The following is an 18,686-nucleotide window of genomic DNA, read 5'->3' on the forward strand; positions in this document are numbered from 1 at the left end:
GATCGCTGATTCACCTCGCCACTTGCAGAAGTGGGAGTCCTCTCAGCGAAAATTGATAGATGATGACGGCAGAGGCATCGCTGCGTACGATTATTCCGGTTGTGTCTTTTTCAAATAGGCCCGCCAAGTAATGCACCATTGCTTCGGATCGTCCAAGGACGATTCGTCATTCCGGTGAACCGTGCTGTTATGCGGAGCCGACTTCACGATATCAGGCTGTGTATAGGCTTCATTCGAGATATGCTCAAGCGCATGAATATATTCGTCCAAATCCTCCTTGGAATACGACTCCGTCGGCTCCAAAGTGAACGGCTGCGGCACAATATACGGATGGTGCGAAGTCCAATAGTGCAGGCCAAAATCACACATCCGGCGAGTGATATCCTCCGTCGTCACACCCGTCTCATCCGTAAGCTGCTTCCAGCTGTAGCGGACCTGCTCAAGGCGGCGTCCTTTCATATAAGGTGCGCTCGCTCCGCGGATTTTCAGGATTTTATGATAGAGATAGTTGTTGTTCAGTACAGCTATTTGGGCGACATCCTTAAGCCCATCCGGCCCCAGGCTCATAATCCAGGCGTAGGAGCGCAGCACCGTCTGCGTAACGCCGTGAAAGCTGCGGACTTTGCCGATGCTTTCGTCCGTTTGATTAGTCCATACGTAACGGCTGCCGTCAAAGTCCACGAGCGGCCCGGGTAAGAAACGTTTGAGCGACTCCGTCACCCCAAGAGCGCCTGTAGCGGGACCGCCGCACATATGAGGCGCAGCAAACGTTTTGTGAAGATTGAAGAAGCTCATGTCGAAGCCCGCTTCCTTCGCCCGGGTAATGCCGAGTAAACCGTTGGCGTTCGCCTGATCATAGAAGCAGATCCCGCCCGCTTCATGAACGATTTCGGTAAACTCACGGATTCGGTGGTTATAGATTCCCGTATCCTCCGGGTTCGCGACGACAAAACCGGCCGTCCGTTCGGAGACGGCATCCTTCAGCTTCTCCAAATCTGGGAAGCCGTCCTCGTCCGGATGCAGCGTAATGATTTTGTATCCTTTGACGGCAGCGGTCGCGGCTTGGGAAGGGTGGGAGAAAATAGTCGTGATGATTTCATCCCGCTTGTCACCCTCGCCGCGCGAATCATGATACGCGCGGACGATCGATGCCATGGCGAGCAGCGCCTGCGTTCCGCTGCTCGGTTGAAACGAAAAGGCGTCCATCCCTGAAATCTCCCGCATCGCAAGATCAAGCTTATAGAAAATTTCCAGCATCCCTTGAACCGATTCCCCGTCCTGCAGCGGATGAAGCTCCGTCATATTCGGGTTACGAATGAGCATTTCATTGATGCGCGGAATATATTTCATCGTGCAGGTTCCTTGTCCGATCTCCACGTTCAGATCCGATCCCAGCGTCTCCTGGGACAGCCGCAAATAATGCCGGAGCACCTTTGCCTGGCCGATTTCAGGCAGACGCGGCGCGATGCTGCGTCGCATGGATGACGGAATGCGTCCGATTCCGTCACCAACCTCAGCTGTAATACCCGCTTCCGCCGCAGGCGGGATTACGCCCCGCTCGCCTGGACGGTGAAGTTCAAAAATGACTGGCTCATCCCATTTGGCTTGATGGAATTGACGAACCTTATGGTCTCTGCGAATCCGTTTCATGGCATTCAATCCTTCCTCTGTATAGGTCAATTATGGTTTGTGAACGATGGTTTGAATGGCATCTGCAAGCCTGTCCAAATCCGCTTGAGAATGAATTTCAGTAACGCAATAGAGCGCGCATTGGCCCCAATGCGGGTAAGCGTCGGACAAATCTTTTCCTCCGAAAATACCTGCCGCCGTCAACCGTTGGTTGATTTGGGCGACAGTTAGCCCAGTATCGTTGAAATCAACGACAAACTCCTTGAAAAAAGCCGTTCCACCGAAACGAAGGGAGACGCCTGGAATGGCGGAAAGCTTCTTCGCGGCATACTGCGATTTCTGCATGATAGTCTCGCCGACCTCCTGCATGCCGCTTGGCCCAAGCAGGGACAAATATACACCTGCCGTTATCCCCCATAATGCCGTCTGGGTACCGACCGATTCCTTCCCGTTCTCGCGATGGGCGAACGACGTGCGTTCGTAAGCTACATCACCGAAGCCATACTCGCCTTCGACCTCAGTCGGCACGATGCCGAACAACCGGGAAGGGTACTCCATCACATAGGTTTCCTCGTCGCGCGTTGCAATAAATCCGGCCTGCCCGCCGCCATAATTCATGTGCATCCCCAGCGGCTGCAAATCCCCGCAAACGATGTCGGCGCCATATCGGCTCGGCGGCTCAAGCACGCCGAGCGAAATCGGATCCACACCAACGATAGAGACAGCATTCACGGAATGGGCAAGGCTGGAAATCTGGTTACCTTGATCTTCGATAATGCCAAGGTACCCCGGGTTCTCAAAGTATACCGCCGCCGTGTCGCTGGAAAGCTTGCTTCGCAGATCATCCAAGTCCATGCGGCCGGTCTCGGCGTCGATTTCAACGAACCGCAGCTCCATCACTGGCGTGCAGTAGTTGCGGATAATCATTACTTTGTCGGGATCGACGGACTTAGGAAGCAATGCGACAGTGCGACCAGTGATGCGGCCGGCCATCCGAATCGCCGTCGAGGCTGCCTGCGACCAGTCAAAGGTAGGAACATTGACAACGTCCATATCGACCAGTTCTGCCATCAAGCTTTGGTATTCGAACAGGGATTGGAATCGTCCATGGTCTTCATAGGGTTCGCCGGCATAAGCCGTCACGAACTCGGACCGTTGATTAACCTCGTCGCAGATGGCGGGTATAAAATGCTGCCAGCAGCCGGCTCCGAGAAAATTGAGATAAGCAGCGCCATGCTTGTTTTTGGCCAATAAGCCGTCAATATGCCGGCGAAGCTCGTGTTCTGTCATAGCAGGCGGCAGATTCATCTCCCGCTTCAGCTTCAAACTGTCAGGAATAGCATCATGGAGCTGTTCCATCGACGCGAGGCCGATTTCCTTCAGCATCGCATCCCGAACCTCCGGCACCGTGTTTGGAATATAGGGATGGGCATAAGTTCTGTTCTCAGACAAGGTTAACGCCTCCAATCATAATGGTCAGTATAGGTTATGTTGTGCAGCCAAATCGCCGGTCTCAGTTGCCAGGCATTGATTCGCAGCTGCCAAGTTATAATGGCTGCGGTCTTAAGCAATTCCTCCGCCGTCGACCACAAGCACGCTTCCGGTTACCCAAGACGACAGATCGCTAGCCAGAAACAGTACCGCATTGGCGATATCCCGCGGTGTTCCAAGCCGTTCAAGCGGTCGTCCGCCTGCAGAGGCTACCAGGAACGCAGCTTCGTCCTGCTTGAGCTGCTTGGCTTCATCGCGCAGCAATGGCGTGTCCGTATCGCCAGGCGATACACAGTTCACGCGGATGTTGGCAACGCCGTGATCGATGGCCATCGCCCGGGTTAGATTCACGACGCCGGCTTTGGCGGCGCAGTAAGCAGCGGCACGGTCTCCGCCCTTAAGGCCCCAGCCTGAGCCCGAGTTGATGATGCTGCCTCCACCGTTACGCTCCATGATGGGGATGACATATTTAGAAAGCAGATATACGCCTTTCAGCGAGACGTCCAAGACGAGGTCCCAATCGCGTTCCTCCAGCTCGACAACCGTTTTGCGACGTATGACTCCGGCATTGTTGAATAGAATATCGATTCTTCCATAGGACCCGGCAATCTCCGATGCGACGCGCTCGCAATCCGCAGAGGAGGACACATCGCAGCGATAAAAGCCCGCTCGGCCGCCCTTTTCCTTGATGCCCGTTACCGCTTGTATCCCCTGCGCCTCGTTAATATCGAGCAGGACTGTGAGCGCCCCAAAGCTGGCGAGCAGCTCGGCTGTCGCCAGGCCGATGCCTGACGCTCCGCCGGTTATGACCGCTACTTTCCCCGTTAAATTCAAAACATCATGTGCGCTAAGCATGGTTTGTTTCCTCCTTTTGTACTTGTTTCGCTTCTAAACTCATGTGATGGCTGAGCCGCTCGGGAGCGGCGTCTTCCGATAGATAAGGCTTAAGCAGCATGCGGAAACGGAATGGCTCTGACGTGACTGTGTTTTCCGGTGATTGCACAGGTCCGCAGCTATTGCTGCCTAGACCATTCTGCCGGTAATCCAAGTTAAGCGTAATGAAATCCCGCGGAACAAGGTCACTTGCATGCTTTGCTGCTTCTCAGTCACTGTCCGTATAGCGGCGTGCGCTGAATTCAAGCGTCGGTGCACCCGCCGCAAGCAGGCCGATGCCGGCTCCGTCCGTGATCGACACCCAACGGACATCGGTGCGATTGCCGTTCTCTTGCGGATAAATATAAGGCGTGAACAATCCGTCGACGGATTTCTTATAAACCCCGAACCGGCCCGCCTCCTTGCTGTCGGAATAGCTTTCCCCAGGACCGCGGCCGTACCATTTAACCAAATCCATGTCTCCCGGTATCTCCATTTGGAGCCCAATCTAGGGCAGCATGGACGGAGGTGATCCTTCGGGAACGCCATGCAAATCGATAACGACAAGTCCCGATCCAGTGACGGTATAGGTCGTTTCACAACGAAAGCCCCAATCGTATACCGGCGGTGCAATGCGCGAACTCCAGCTTAAACGAATCGTCCCTTCATCCAGCCGGTTCCAACGAAAACCGTCGATCCGCTCTGTGAGCCTATCAAGGTGCGCCTTCCGCCAGCCAGCCAAAACATACATATCGTTTTCGATCGGTGCCCGCCAGAAATTGAGTCGGGGTCCCGTGTTAACAAGCTCCTTCCCGTTTATCCGGAGCGAGGCGATCCCAGGCCGCAAGGTGTCGAAAGCGATTCGAAACATATCATTCGCCAGCACGAGCTGAAGTCCTTCCTCTGTGCAAGACAAACTCCGAGTTATTGGCAAGCTGCCGGTTGCGTTTGTTTCTTGTGTTTCTCGGTCACTCGTATCATCCTGCCAGACTGCCTGCATAGCGAACTGAGCCCAAGCAAGCTCATGCCCTTGCTCTCCCCAAATGCAATCCGCCGCAAGTGTAAAGCCGATATTCAGCCATCCCTCCGCGCCGTGCTCGAATGGGACAAGCGGCTGCTTCGCATGAAGCTGTACGTCCAGCTCCGCGCTTTCGCCTGGACCGATTAGCGGAAGTGCCAGCACACCGCTTTGAACCGTCCGCCCATCTACCGTCACGCTCCAATGCGCATTTAGGTGATCCAGCGTCACGATCGGAGTACGGGATAAAGTAACCCCGGCTTTTCGCCCGGTTGCGTTCCAGCACCTCAAGGTTGTCCCAATCGCGCCCGATCTTTTCGTTTCGCATCGTTCCTTCTCCTATCCCTTAATCCCCGTACCTGCGATTCCGCCGACAATATAACGCTGAGCGAAGAAGAATACGGCCAGCGGCGGGATCGAGATCAGGCAGGTGATGGCCATAATGGATTGCATATCTACGCCGAACATTCCTTTGAACTGCGACAAACCAAGCGTCAGCGTGTACTTCGACTGATCGTTCAGGAAGATGAGCGGCCCCAAATAATCGTTCCAACTGTTCATCATATGAAACACCCCGACGAGAATAAGCGAGGGAGCCATGAGCGGAACAATGATCCTTACGAGAATGCCCAGCTTATTCGCCCCGTCAATCGTCGCCGCCTCATCGAGCTCGCGGGGCAGGGTCAGAATAAACTGCCGCAGCAAAAAGATGAAGTAAGCCGAGCCGAACCACGACGGAACAATAAGCGGTTTAAGTGTATTGATCCACCCGAGATAATTAAACTCCATATACAGCGGAATCATCGTCACTTCCCAAGGGATCATCATCGTCGCGAGCACGACGAGGAACAGGAAGTCGCGCCCCTTGAATTGAAACCTCGCGAAGCCGTAAGCGACAAGCGTACACGATAGGAGTTGGCCGAGCGTCGACATCAGCGTCACCACGACCGTATTTTTCAGGAACAGGTTAAAGGGCTGAACCGTCCACGCTTCGGCGAAGTTGCCGAACTTCCAAACGGAAGGAATCCACTTCGGCGGAAAAAGGTACAGCTCGGACTGCGATTTCAGCGCTGTCGTTACCGCCCAGAACAGCGGAGCGACGAATAGCAGTGTACAGAAAATAAGCATCGCATACACGATCGTTTTTCTCATGCAGAACGCCTCCTTCCGTCCGGCTTAGACTTCTTATGCGGCTTCCGCTTCATTTCTCCTTCATAGAACACCCAAGCCTCCGACGATTTGAATACAAGAAAAGTCAGGCTGAGCACAATCAGAAACATGAACCATGCGTTTGCAGCGGAATAGCCCATTTTGAAAAATTTGAACGCATTTTCGTACATGTACATGGCATAGAAATAGGTTGCTTTCATCGGGCCGCCTCCCGTGAGCAATAGCGCGAGAGTCAGCTGTTGAAAGGCCGCGATAATAGAAGTAATGAGATTGAATAGAATCGTTGGACTGAGCATCGGAATCGTTACGCTGACAAACTGCCTAAGCATCCCGGCGCCGTCAATCGAAGCGGATTCGTAAAGATCTTTCGGTATCCCTTTGAGTCCGGCCAGAAAGACCAGCATCATCGAGCCTTGTCCCCACAGGCTGGCGACGACCATCGCCACCAGAGACCAGTGTATATCGTTCAACCAGTCAGGACCTTGCACACCCAATAAAGACAGAAAATAATTAAAAATTCCGTAGTCTCCGCTGTACACCCAAGACCAGATCATAGCGAGCGCAACTCCCGAAATGACCGAGGGCAAATAGAACGCTGTTCGAAATATCGCACTGCCTCGTGTCTTCTGATTCAGCAACATGGCGAGTCCGAGCGCAACAATAATATTGAGCGGAACGAACAGGGCTGCGAACTTGAGCGTAACACCTAAGGATTTCCAGAACAATGGATCGTCCGTAAACATGTCGACGTAATTGCCTAAACCGATAAAGCGCACCTTCCCTACAATCGGCCAATCGAAAAAAGAGATGATGAGCGAGAACAACAACGGCCCTAAAGTGAAAACGAGGAATCCGAAGATCCAAGGGAAGATGAAGAGGCAGGGAACAACTCCACCCCATCTGCGTTTCCTTTTAGGCTTGAAGCTGACCGTTAGTTCCCCTGCAACCTGCGGGTAGGTCTGAGCCATCTCCCAACCTTCTTTCTGAAACTGAAATCGTTATTTCAAATACCGTTCGCTATCTTTAACCGCCTGGTTCAGCGCATCCAGCGCATCGCTGCCGTGCACGACCGCTTCCACTGCCGCCGACAGCTGCCGGTTTACTTCATTCCACTTGGTATTCATCAAGAACGCCGGCGTATTGTCGGATCGCTCCAGCATCGTGTAATAAGGCTTGTATAGAGGATCCTGATCCTTCTTGAGCTCGTTTACGACGCTGATCCTTACCGGTAAATCGGCGACGCGCATCTTGATGGCTTCGTTAGAGACGTAATATTTAATAAACTCCCAAGCCAAATCCTTCTGCTTCGAATCTTTGGCAATCGATAGAGCCGATTCGGCAACCACACCTTTGACCGGTTTGCCCGGGAAAGCTGGCATTTCCACGGTTCCTATATCAATGCCCGCTTGCTTGAATGATTCCAACGGCCATATACCGCTTTCCCACATGGCGATTTTGCCGCCTTTGAAAATATCCTCTCCGCTTTGCTGTCCTTTGCCGCCAGTCAGCACCGCCGAACCGTTCTTCACCATGTCGCCAAACATTTGAATGGCTTCAGCTGTTTCTTTGCTGTTCATGTAGCCATTTATGGTCTTCCCGTCATCGGAAATATAAGAGCCTCCGTTGCTCCAAACAAATCCTTGCAGATCATACGTATCGTTCTCGGCACGAACACCGAAGCCATACTGCTTCTTCGTTTTGTCTGTCAGCTTCTCGGAGATATCCAGGAAGTCGCTCCATAACCAACCGTCTTGCGGGTACGGGATATTCGCGTCATCGAACATTTTTTTGTTGTAGTACATAACGCGAGTCGTGAAGCCAGCCGGTATGCCGTAAAGCTTGCCGTCGATTGTGCCATAATTGAACAAGCCGGCATAGAAGTCTTCCTTGTTAAGGTCTTTATCCTCGGAGGCGTAGCTATCGAGCGGTTCGAGCGACTGGTGGTAGGTCGGAAAGTCCCACATGTACATCACATCCGGAGGATTCGTCGCGCCAAAGCCCGCGGCCAGCTTCTGGTCGAAACCATCCGCGTAAGCTTCCACCTGCACCTTCGTTCCGGGATGGCTCGCTTCGAACTTCATGGCGATGTCCTGCTGAATCTTGAGCGCGTCGCCCGTGTCCCAGGTCGCGAAACGAAGTGTCTTCGTTTCGGCGGATTCGTTACCGCCCGCAGGCTGCGTCTTGCCGCCGTTTGCGATTTCATTGTTACCGCCGCAAGCCGTCAACATCGTTATCGTGAGCGTCGTTGCAAGGACAAAGAGAGAAATTTTCTTCTTCATTTGGCAGCTCCCCTATCTAATGAGTAGATAATAATTGAACCGCTTTCATTGTATCGGAAATGAAAGCGGTTCAACACCGATATCTATTCGATTGTTTGTGCGATTTTGTTCGATGATGAGGGACAGGTGTCATTCTGTTCGAGATACACCGTCTTTTTGTTGTGCGCGATAGTGGCTTGGCGTTTGGCCTGTACAGCGCTTGAACCATTTACTGAAATATTTGCTGTCGCCAAGTCCCGTCCGCTCGGCAATTTCCTGCATCGTAAGCGTCGTGTCTTTCAGCAATCCGTATGCCAGCTTGAGTTTCCTTTTATATTGAAAAGCGACAAAGCTTTCTCCCACCGCTTTCTTGAACAGGATAGAGAAATGGCTCCGGCTGAGGCCGACCTGTCCCGCAACGTCACTGACTGACCATTCGGCCGCAGGGTGATCGTACAGCAGCTTCACCGCTTTCCAGATCGGATCCGGCCAATCGGTTGCGGACACGCCGTAGGCTTTCTCCAATTCCGCTTCTTTATGCAAAGATAAGAAGGCTTGCAGCCGTTCCTCAGCACCTGTGAGCGGTCCTCTTTTGGCCCATTGCAGCTTCGCACTCGCGCTCTTCTTCTCAACCAGCAAGCTCTCGGCGGCATCTATATGCGATTCCGGCAAAATCCAGTAGAAGCGCTCTTCTCCGAAAGGAATCACCGCCCGCTCGCAGAGCTGACGACCGTCATAAACGGCATCCTTCAAGAGATCCAGCCAAGCTCCCTCGCACCCGGATGTCTTAATCAGGTATACATAAACCGGCTGTCCGTCAAAGCGCCACTCTTCCTCGGAGCGCTTCTGCATCTCGTTAATAAATTTGTCGCTGTGCCCGTTCAACCAAGCATACAGCAAATGGCTGAGCCGCTCTCCGTTCGCCTCACTTTCCCCGGAAACAACCGGGGCAGGAACCGCGAGCTCTTTTTGAAACTTCTCCAGCATCCCTTCCAGCTCTTCGTCCTCGAAAGCGGTTTTGAGCAAATAACCGGAAGCCCCCAGCTTCATTCCCTGCTGCGCATAATCAAAATCCCGATGACAGCTGAGCAGGATGATTCTCGTATTCGGGGCAGCTCCCTTTACTTTGCGGGATAATTCAATGCCGTCCATCTCGGGCATGACGATATCGGTAATGACAATTTGGGGTTGGTGAACGAGAAAAGCTTCCCAGGCTTTGCGGCCGTTAGGGGCGTCCGCCACCACTTCCATCCCGTATTTTTGCCATGGCACGGTGGATCTAAGTCCTTTACGCACGATGCTTTCGTCATCTGCAATCAACACTTTAATGGTTTGCGCTGTTTCCATGCGGACTCTCCTCCTTCTTGGGCCACTGAATGACGATCGTTGTACCTTCCCCCTTGGTCGAATACACCGTCAAGCCATGCTGCAAGCCAAAATGCAGCTTGAATTTCTGATTCGCATTTTGCACGCCGAGTCCTCCTCTTCCCTTTCGCTTCGCGCTGCCCGGCAAAAGTAAACGCTCGAGCTTATCGGGTGCCATGCCGGCTCCATTATCGGATAGCGTGAGCAGCAAATGGTTGCCTTCCTCCCGTACGTTTAAGCGGATAGCGCCTTTGCCATCCTCGAAGCCGTGAAAGAAAATGTTCTCAAACAACGGCTGCAACGTCATGCGGGGAATAAGATAATGCTTCAGCGGCTCTTCGCATTCCAGTTCATATTCGAATACCGGACCATAGCGAACCTCCTGGATTTTCAGAAAATGCTCAATCATGCGGAGCTCTCTTCCGAACGGTATCAGCTCCTGCGAGATGTCCAGATTCCCTTCCAGCACCATCGTAAGGTGATACAGCATTTGACGTATATCTTCCGCTCCCTGCAGTCTCGCTTTCCATTGAATGGAGTTTAACGTGTTGAACAGCAAGTGCGGATTAATTTGATAATGGAAGGCTTTCAGCTCCGCTTCCTTCTTCTGCCGCTCGCTCCGTTCAACCTCCTGAATCAATGATTGTATGCCGCCCACCATGCTGTTAAAGCTCGTATCCAGACTGCCCAGCTCATCTTTGCCCTCTACCTGCGTCCTCGTATGCAGCTTGCCGAAGCTGACCTTCTGCATCGCATCCTTGAGGCGGCGGATCCGTGCCGTAAAACGGGAAGAGAACAGGTAAGCCAGCCCGAAGGCGAGCAGGGAAGAAGCGACGGCCACCATAATCGTATTGGATCGGATTATACCTGAAGAACGATAGAACGCTTTAGCGGGCAGCCTCGCCTCAATGGTCCAGAGGTTGAGAGCAAGCGTTTTATTCCATACGATATCGCTGTCTTGCGGTGAAAACACGGATGCTGTCTCATAAACGATCCGTCCCTGCAGGTCGGATATTTTCAAGTGGGCTTTCGTATCGTTCTCGAACAGCCGGAACATATGGAGCAGGTCTTCCGCATTTTCCTCAACCAAAATTTTGCTGCCACGCAGCGCTCCATACGGGTTGTTGATCGGAACGGCCAAGCCTAGCACAGGCTGTTCAGTACTATCCGAGTCATTCATACCGTGATTCTGAAGGTAGAATCCTAGCCAGTATTTCCCTTCCGGGATATCCGACATGGATTTCCAAGCGGGAATACGGCTGAGCTTCGAGACATCGAGATTATTTTCCCCATAATAATAACCGGAACGGGTAATGACATAGATGCCTGACGTCCGATCTGTTTTAAGCGCTTTCAGAAGAACCTCGAAATCATCCTTGTCCATAATCTCTTTATAGGTTGTCGGAATATTGTCCCCCAGATCGGCCCGGGCAGGATCAAGCAAGTACGAATATATGGTCTCCGTCGTCTGATTCATCCGGTTCAGATAGGAGCTGGTCTGCTGTTCCAGCTGCGCCACCGCGTTCTCTCCGTACTTGCCAAACTGAGAATTAATAACTTTCCCGGACTGGTAATAAGACAAGGCTCCTAGAGAAAGGAGCGGAATGATCGTCACAATAAGAAAACAGAAGAGCATCTTGGTACGAATGCTTCGGTAGGAACCGGACAATAGGCGGACGTTTAGCTGCTTAAGCAAATGGATCATCATGACTGTGTTGTCCCCTCACTTCCCCATAAAAAACATACTCAAAGTGTAGCATGGACCGGTTCGAGCGAACAATGTATCTTCCCCCCAGCCCCTTCCGAATGAATTTCCCGAAACGCAAAAGCACCTCCCCTCTGCCAGCTAAAGCAAGGGGAAGTGCGGATATTAATTAGGTTGTATACTCGTTGCCCAGAATCAGGAAGACACTCGACGTCCAGGTAAATGCTCTGTCGCGCAAACCTTCGCCCGTAAGCGCATCGAAATTCTCAGCCATTCCGCTGCGGTCCAGCATCGTACAGAACCGGCGGGCGACTTGCTTCGCAAGCTCTTGATCCCCCGCTGCGGCAACCCCTTCAACGAGCAGCATTGTCGAGGGCGCCCAGATCGGGCCCCGCCAATAACCATCCGGCAAATAATAAGGACTGTTCACGCTCTCGGTCGCCCATCCATTCGACGTCAGGAAACGACCTTCATCCCTTAGCCCTTCGAGCAGGGCAGTGCGAATTGATTCCGGCAGACGCTTGCCAAGCAGGATGGGCACGAACAGAAGCAAGCTATCGCCATCGGATGTTTCATGCGTACCGGAACGGCATGCCGTGAATCGGCCGTCCTTCCAGAAATGGTTAATCATCTTCTCCAGTGTGTTCTTAGCAAGCTGCAGCCATTCAGCCGTTTCTTCGGTATTCCCGAGACGTTCGGCGATTTCTGCGAGCAGCTCCGTTTGGAGGATGAGAAAGGCGGCTAAATCCGGGCTTTCCACCGGAATTCCGTTATTGAACGCCGTGCTGTTGTCCCAGCCGGAGTCGTTGCCGTGATTATATTGCGGAATACCGTCTCCATCCCCATCGCGGTACCGGAACCACCATCTCGTCCATTTGGATAACGGCCCGTAAACCTCGCGCAGTTGCTCCTCCTGAATATAGTCCGTTCTCGCCATCATCCAGGCAAGCGTCCATCCGTGTATCGGCGGTTTGTTGCAGTTCCAAAGCTCGTACTTATCGTTGACGAAATCGGGAATCAAGCCGCTTTCATCCTGCCGGTCGAAGAAGATCATGAACTGATCCCACGCCAACTTCGGATGATGGCGGATAAGGGCCATCGCATTGAAACAGTGATCCCAGCTCCAAATGTTCGTCATCCAATTTTTGGACATATACATAGCCGGTCTTGTTAGACAGCCTTCGGCCGGAACGATGCAAGACCAAGTGATATAAGCGGCCAGCTCGCGGCTCTCTTGGAAACGGTCAGGGACTGGAAGGGTGCGAGTCAGCCATTCGGCGAATTCCGCTTTTACTTGCTTGACCGACTCGTCAAAAGATTCCCATGATGCCCGCGGCTCCCAGACCGTCCGGAACTCTTCCACTGCGAACTCCGCTGTTCCGACATTCGCGTCCGGGGCAAATTCGGCGATAACGCGGGAGCTTTTGATCTTGTCCCACGGCACTTCCATCTGAAGACCGCCGACAAGCGTTGTCAGCATAAACCGGCATTCATGGGTGAAGCTGTTCACTTCCCAGCTATCCGCAGCGTCTTGGTAAGCATAATCGTAAGCGGCCGTACGGAACGTCAGCCGGATTCCGCAGCCGCTCGTGCGGAACCGGAATGTCCGGCAGTCGGAAATGCAAATCTCCGCATAGCCTGCCGGCGTTTCAAGACGGACCAGCTCCGGAGAAGCCTCTGTCGTGAACGGCACTGGATTTCGGCCCTCATCCAGCATTTCAATAAGGAACGCCTCGCCGAATTTGTCATCTCCGCCGCGCACCGTGCGAAGATATAGGCCTTGCTGTCTATCGCTTGCTTCAGGCAGAAGAGAGATCGCCAGAAACGATTCTCTCCGGCTGAAAGGCACAACGTTCAGGTCAAAGTTCATCGTTTAGCTCCTTTACGGACAGTATGCGCTTTCATTGTACCTAAAGGAGCTCTGCTGAAGAACCGACAGTTGTTTCTGCCATTTCGCCATTTTGTTGCATGCAGCGGTTAGGGTTCTATTTTGTTCGGAGTTTGTCGCGTTTTTGTTTGTAAAAATCGTGATCAACGAACTCATAGTCTTCGGACGTCAAACTTATGATCTTTCAACCTCAACAACGCAATAAAACCCCTGCTGTCGCAGCAGGGGTGAAATTCGTTTGAATCTTTCTTCATTAGCTTTGCTCAATCAGCTCGATCCATTCATTGTATTCGGTTTGGAGCTTCGAATACTCATTTTTCAGCTTGTGATGCTGTTCAAGCAGCTGCTTATGATCCTCAGCGAGCTTCTCTGCGGAACGTGCAGATTCATCACGCTCATAGACTAACGATTCGGCTGCGCGAGCTGCCTCGTCACGCTCAAATGCCAACTTCTCGGCTATCCGGGCCGCCTCATCACGCTCATGGGCGAGCTGTGAAGTATGCTCACTCAGCTCCTCCTTCAGCTCCGAGGCTGCCGCAGCCTCACGCAGGGCACGCTCGAGTTGATCCCGGAGCGCTTCCTCGTCTGCTTCCTTCGTCTGCTTCTCAAGCTCAAGCCGCTTCGCCTCGGCGGCGGTTTGTTCTATATGCTGCTGCTGCATTTGCAGCCGCTCGCTCAATTCGCTTTCACGGGCCGCTGCCGCTTCAAGCTGCTGCGCTGCCATTCGTTCGCGCGCCGCCAGCGCTTCGAGCTGCTGCGACGCGATTCGTTCGCGGGCTGCCGTAACTTCCAGCTGCTCCACCAGCTCTAGTTCCCTAGCCTCCTGTTTCTCCAGCTCCGCCTTATAGCTTTGCTCGCTTTGAGCCGCTGAGGCCGCTATCATCTCGATCTGCTCCAACTGGGCCTTCAGCTTATGTATTGCAGTTTCATAATCATGACGCTGCTGCAGCAGCTGCTCCTCCTGATTCGCCGCAAGCTGCTTAAGCTGCTCCTCGTACTCGGCCGCTTGTAACATATATAGCTCTGTTTCCTTTTGCTGTTCTTCATACTGAGCCGATTGTTGCTTATGCTGCTCCGCCAGTATTTGCTCGCAGCGTTCCTTGCTTTCCGCTGCCAATTGCTTGAATAACTCGTCATTTTCCGCTTCTACGAGCCGCAGCCGCTCCTCCTGCTCCGCGCGCAAAGAACGACTAAGCTCAGCTTTCTCCTGCTCATGCAACTGTTGCTGCCGTTCATACGCCTCTTCCATCGACTCGCGCTGCTTCTCCAGCTCTTCGCGCAGCAGGCTTTGGAATTGCTCCTGCTCCTTCTCGCGTATAAACCCCCATTCCTCCTGCTCCAGCTGCAGCTGCAGAAGCTGCTCCTCTTGCTGCTTTTGCAGCTCTTCGTACTGAAGCAGCTTGCCTGCCTGCTGCATATCCTTCTCTTGCGCCTCTTTCAAACGAAGCTGCAATTCAGTTGAGCGCTTATCCGCGGCTGATACGTGACTACGCTCATGTGCAAGCTTCTGTTCGAGCTCTTGAATGTGCAGCTCGGCTTGACCGTTATATCCTTGCAGCTCGGTAAGGTGATCATTCGCGGCAGCCAATTGGCCGTTAAGAACCTCTAATTGCCCTTCAAGCTCCAGGCTTTGCTGCTCAAGCTGCGCGTATGAGGTACGGAAGTTCTCCTCCTGCTCCATAGCTAATAAAAGCTGCTCATCCATTGAAGCAATACGAAGCTCCAAAGTCAATTTATCCGCGGCCCAATTTTGCTGAAGCTCGGCAATCTGCGCCTGCAGCCTGCTTCTCTCCTCCAGCCAGCCGTTTCTTCGACGCTCCAGGTCAGCGCGGAACGATTGCTCAGTCTCGGCCGCTTCGGCCTTCCAAGCTTGCTCCCGCTCCTCGTTTAAGCGATCTTGTTCCAAACGAACAGCCTCGGCTGCCGCCTCCCAGCTTTGCTCGCGCGCCTCCCATTTGCTCTGCCAGCCGGCAGCCAGCTCGGAGAGCTGCGTCTCTTTCTCCGATTGAACCGCTTCCAGCGCTGCTGCACGCTCAGCCGCCAATCCCGCCAGCCGTTCTTCCTGCTCTTGCAACAGTGCTGTCAGCTGCTCGTCCTTCTCGCGCATAAGCTCGGCGCGCTGCGTATCCAAAGCTTGCAGCAGCTCCGCCAATTCCGCTTCCTTCTCGCGCTGCAGCGTTGAAAGCTGCTCTTCTTTTTCCTTGTCGAGCTGCGCAAGCTGCTCATCCTTCTTATTTCTAAGCGCGGCTAGCCGCTCTACATTTTCTTGCGTTAAACGCAAAATCGTCTCTTCCTGTACCTTGATCGCCTCGGCAGCCGCAGTCTGCTGAGCTGCCGCCTGCTCCTCCGCAAGGGCCAGCATATCGGCCAGCTCTGCTTCGGCAGCAGCTTTGGCCGCTTGCAATTCCGTCTCTGCATGGCGCTTCAATTCCGCTAATTCATACTGAAGCGCGGCCGTCTGCCGGCTTGCCTGCTCAAGCTGCTTCTCAATTACATGCAGCTTGGCCTCCTCTTCTTGAAGCCGCGTATTGTCCCGGCGCAACCGGAATACTTCCTCCGTAATCTGCACGGCGGAGAGCACAGCCAGCTTCGGCATATCGAGGCGTGGGTAGCCTTTTGCCAGCTTCTTCATGCTTTCATCGATCGCGCTTGCAACCTTTTTCATATATTCCACATTGTTGTGGCCTTTTAGCTTATACTGCACTCCATATATATCAACCGTTACGACCAATTGTTCAGCATCCATTAAGGAAAATCCTCCCCTTGTCCAAGTAGAGCGCTGCAAAAAAGCCGCATCTCAGCTCACTAGGAACTATTTCGATGCGGCTTTAAGGGTTTCCTGCCTACTTGCGCAATTCCGCTGCAAAAGATTGTTCGAATTGTAAAACAACCTTTCCGTGCAGCTCCGTAACCTCTTCATCCGTCAAAGTACGCTCGCCGTGACGGTATACGAGGGAGATTGCGACGCTCTTCTTGCCTGCGCCCAGCTTCTCGCCGGTATACACGTCAAAGACGCGGACGGACTCGAGCAACTCGCCCGCAATGCTCCATGCCGTACCGGTCAGCTTGGCAGCCGCTACATCCTGATCAACGACTACCGCGATATCGCGCTGCATAGCCGGATAACGAGGGAGCACCTTGTATTCGATATCCGAGGAAGCCAATTCATATAGCAGATCCAAGCCGATCTCAAGCACGTACGTATCGGCAAGATCCGCTTCCAATTGAAGCGCCGGGTGAAGTTGACCCACATAACCGATAATTTCCGAACCATTCGGCGTGTCTATGAGTACCGCGGCCGTTCTTCCCGGATGGAAGTGCTCCGGCTGAGCCGCCTCGTACGATACGCTTGCCGTCAAGCCAAGCACCGCAAACACCGTCTCCAAAATACCCTTCGCATCGTAAAAATCAACCGGTACCGCCTTGACGTTCCACTGTGCTTCCGAACGGTTGCCTGTGAGCAGAGCGGCAAAGCGATGCTTCTCCCGGGGCAAGCGCGTCAGCTGCTCCTCGTCCGTATGGAACACGCTTCCGATTTCAAAAAGCGCGGCCGATTCATTTTTACGATTGCGGTTATAAGCCGCCGTTTCGAGCAGCTGCGCGATGAGCGTCGTGCGAAGCGCGCTGCGATCCTCGCTCATCGGCATCGCTAAGCGAACCGCATTCGTATCCTGCGCCAGAGCCGGGAACAGCTTCGTCCGTCCAGGTCCGGTGAAGGAATAGTTGACGACCTCATGAAGGCCCGCATCCGTCAGACGCTTGCGAAGCTCGCGGCGAATCGCCTGCGGCTTCGTCAACGATCCCGGCACCACATCCCCATGGATAAGCGTCGTTGGAATGTTATCGTAGCCGTGCAAGCGGGCTACCTCCTCAATCAGATCGACCGAACGTGTAATATCGCCGCGGCGCGACGGTACATGGACGGTAAAAACATTGCTGTCAGACAGGTCATATTCAAAGCTCAAGCGGCCGAAAATCGTTTGTACCTCGAGCCTCGAAAGCTCCGTTCCCAGGTAGCCGTTAATTTTATCGAGTGAAACATCCACATTTACAGGCTGTGCGCTTCCGACCTTCACTTCTGCGATGCCTTCCGTAACGAGTCCTTCCGCAAGCTCCGCGATAAGTGATGCCGCACGGTCCAGTGCCGGAATGACTCCAGCCGGATCAACCTCCTTCTCGAAGCGGATGCTCGATTCCGAACGAAGGCCTAGCTGACGCGATGTTTTACGAACCGTACCGCCATCGAATTTTGCCGATTCCAGCAAAATGTTAACGGTCTCGCCCGTTACCTCCGTGCTCGCCCCGCCCATGACGCCCGCCAGCGCAATCGGCTCATTGCCGTCGGTAATGACGAGCATATGCGGCTCCAGCTTACGCTCCTGATCATCCAGAGTGACAAGCGTCTCGCCCGCTTTCGCCAGGCGAACGTCAATGCGTCCGCTATTCACGCGATCCGCATCGAATGCATGCAGCGGCTGGCCATATTCCAGCATAACGAAGTTCGTTACGTCAACGACATTATTGATTGGACGAATGCCGGCAGCGATCAATCGATTTTGCAGCCACAAAGGAGATGTACCGACCTTGACCCCTTTAATATAACGAGCAGAGTAATGCGAGCATTGCTCTGCTGCGCTGATACTCACCTTCACCAGGCTGTCTGTGCGTTCGGAAGAATGATTAACCGCATGTTTCGGCAGCTTAACCTCGCGGCCCGTCAATGCGGCGATCTCATAGGCCACGCCCAGCATGCTTAGGCAGTCCGAACGGTTCGGCGTCAGATCAAGCTCAAGCACCTCATCGTCGATGCCTAGCACCTCGCCGATCGGCGCACCGATCTTCGTTGCGGCCGGCAGGACAAGAATACCCTCCTGCTGCTCCTTCGGCAGCAGCTTGTCGTTTAGGCCAAGCTCCTTCGCCGAGCAGATCATTCCCTGCGACTCTACGCCGCGCAGCTTCGCGCGCTTAATCTTGAAATCGCCAGGCAGCACCGCTCCGATCACGGCAACGGGCACGAGTTGGCCTGCATCTACATTTTTGGCGCCGCAGACGATTTGAAGCTCTTCATCCGTACCAACGTCAACCTTGCAAACGTTCAGCTTATCCGCATCCGGATGCTTCTCCTTCGATTTCACATAACCGACTACAACGCCGGTTACGCCCTTGTTGAGAGATTCCACCACGTCAATTTCAATGCCGCCGCGCGTCATTTTCTCCGCAAGCTCTTGCCCCGTATAACCGGACAGGTCGATATATTCACTTAACCATTTATAGGATACGTTCATTTCG

The 18,686-nt window shown here is 53.4% G+C and carries 11 protein-coding genes and 1 pseudogene; all 12 read right to left on the reverse strand.

The window, feature by feature from the left end; translation table 11 throughout:
• Window positions 1–90: 90 nt before the first annotated feature.
• The 12 genes and pseudogenes from gcvPB to pheT all read right to left on the reverse strand — a co-directional run bounded on the left by gcvPB (window position 91) and on the right by pheT (window position 18,682).
• Complete coding sequence (gene gcvPB, locus L1N85_RS14460; protein WP_235239689.1) at window positions 91–1,650, reverse strand: aminomethyl-transferring glycine dehydrogenase subunit GcvPB; 1,560 nt, start codon at window positions 1,648–1,650, stop codon at window positions 91–93.
• Window positions 1,651–1,680: 30 nt separating this feature from the next.
• Entirely contained in the window at window positions 1,681–3,081 is a 1,401-nt protein-coding gene (gcvPA, locus tag L1N85_RS14465) for an aminomethyl-transferring glycine dehydrogenase subunit GcvPA (protein WP_235239691.1), read from the reverse strand.
• Between the two features lie 111 nt (window positions 3,082–3,192).
• On the reverse strand, window positions 3,193–3,975 hold the full coding sequence (locus tag L1N85_RS14470; protein ID WP_235239693.1) for an SDR family NAD(P)-dependent oxidoreductase: 783 nt from the start codon (window positions 3,973–3,975) through the stop codon (window positions 3,193–3,195).
• A pseudogene (locus L1N85_RS14475) lies at window positions 3,968–5,242 on the reverse strand (beta-galactosidase small subunit-related protein). Before L1N85_RS14475 ends, L1N85_RS14470 begins: the two are co-directional and overlap by 8 nt.
• A gap of 108 nt (window positions 5,243–5,350) precedes the next feature.
• On the reverse strand, window positions 5,351–6,163 hold the full coding sequence (locus tag L1N85_RS14480) for a carbohydrate ABC transporter permease (RefSeq protein WP_235239695.1): 813 nt from the start codon (window positions 6,161–6,163) through the stop codon (window positions 5,351–5,353).
• Window positions 6,160–7,149, reverse strand: coding sequence for a carbohydrate ABC transporter permease (locus tag L1N85_RS14485; RefSeq protein WP_235239697.1), 990 nt, complete (start codon window positions 7,147–7,149; stop codon window positions 6,160–6,162). Before L1N85_RS14485 ends, L1N85_RS14480 begins: the two co-directional genes overlap by 4 nt.
• 30 nt (window positions 7,150–7,179) lie before the next feature.
• Window positions 7,180–8,460, reverse strand: coding sequence for an ABC transporter substrate-binding protein (locus tag L1N85_RS14490; protein WP_235239698.1), 1,281 nt, complete (start codon window positions 8,458–8,460; stop codon window positions 7,180–7,182).
• A gap of 129 nt (window positions 8,461–8,589) precedes the next feature.
• Window positions 8,590–9,786: a response regulator transcription factor gene (locus tag L1N85_RS14495; protein ID WP_235239699.1), complete on the reverse strand. Its 1,197-nt coding sequence runs from the start codon at window positions 9,784–9,786 to the stop codon at window positions 8,590–8,592.
• A complete protein-coding gene (locus tag L1N85_RS14500) occupies window positions 9,764–11,512 on the reverse strand; it encodes a sensor histidine kinase (RefSeq protein WP_328285216.1) in 1,749 nt (582 codons plus the stop codon). The genes L1N85_RS14495 and L1N85_RS14500 overlap by 23 nt, the downstream gene beginning before the upstream one ends.
• Before the next feature lie 166 nt (window positions 11,513–11,678).
• Window positions 11,679–13,379: an amylo-alpha-1,6-glucosidase gene (locus L1N85_RS14505; RefSeq protein ID WP_235239700.1), complete on the reverse strand. Its 1,701-nt coding sequence runs from the start codon at window positions 13,377–13,379 to the stop codon at window positions 11,679–11,681.
• A 271-nt stretch (window positions 13,380–13,650) separates the two neighbouring features.
• Complete coding sequence (locus L1N85_RS14510) at window positions 13,651–16,143, reverse strand: hypothetical protein (protein ID WP_235239701.1); 2,493 nt, start codon at window positions 16,141–16,143, stop codon at window positions 13,651–13,653.
• Window positions 16,144–16,240: 97 nt separating this feature from the next.
• Window positions 16,241–18,682: a phenylalanine--tRNA ligase subunit beta gene (gene pheT, locus L1N85_RS14515; protein WP_235239702.1), complete on the reverse strand. Its 2,442-nt coding sequence runs from the start codon at window positions 18,680–18,682 to the stop codon at window positions 16,241–16,243.
• Window positions 18,683–18,686: the final 4 nt, after the last annotated feature.

It is taken from the genome of Paenibacillus alkaliterrae (genome assembly GCF_021532375.1).
In the GTDB taxonomy this organism is placed as follows: Bacteria; Bacillota; Bacilli; order Paenibacillales; family Paenibacillaceae; genus Pristimantibacillus; species Pristimantibacillus alkaliterrae.

What these genes read in the sequence shown, in the direction of transcription:
- gcvPB (WP_235239689.1), bottom strand. Translation starts at nt 1,650, where the DNA reads ATGAAACGGATTCGCAGAGACCATAAGGTTCGTCAATTCCATCAAGCC.
- L1N85_RS14470 (WP_235239693.1), bottom strand. Translation starts at nt 3,975, where the DNA reads ATGCTTAGCGCACATGATGTTTTGAATTTAACGGGGAAAGTAGCGGTC.
- L1N85_RS14480 (WP_235239695.1), bottom strand. Translation starts at nt 6,163, where the DNA reads ATGAGAAAAACGATCGTGTATGCGATGCTTATTTTCTGTACACTGCTA.
- L1N85_RS14485 (WP_235239697.1), bottom strand. Translation starts at nt 7,149, where the DNA reads ATGGCTCAGACCTACCCGCAGGTTGCAGGGGAACTAACGGTCAGCTTC.
- L1N85_RS14490 (WP_235239698.1), bottom strand. Translation starts at nt 8,460, where the DNA reads ATGAAGAAGAAAATTTCTCTCTTTGTCCTTGCAACGACGCTCACGATA.
- L1N85_RS14495 (WP_235239699.1), bottom strand. Translation starts at nt 9,786, where the DNA reads ATGGAAACAGCGCAAACCATTAAAGTGTTGATTGCAGATGACGAAAGC.
- L1N85_RS14500 (WP_328285216.1), bottom strand. Translation starts at nt 11,512, where the DNA reads ATGATGATCCATTTGCTTAAGCAGCTAAACGTCCGCCTATTGTCCGGT.
- L1N85_RS14505 (WP_235239700.1), bottom strand. Translation starts at nt 13,379, where the DNA reads ATGAACTTTGACCTGAACGTTGTGCCTTTCAGCCGGAGAGAATCGTTT.
- L1N85_RS14510 (WP_235239701.1), bottom strand. Translation starts at nt 16,143, where the DNA reads ATGGATGCTGAACAATTGGTCGTAACGGTTGATATATATGGAGTGCAG.
- pheT (WP_235239702.1), bottom strand. Translation starts at nt 18,682, where the DNA reads ATGAACGTATCCTATAAATGGTTAAGTGAATATATCGACCTGTCCGGT.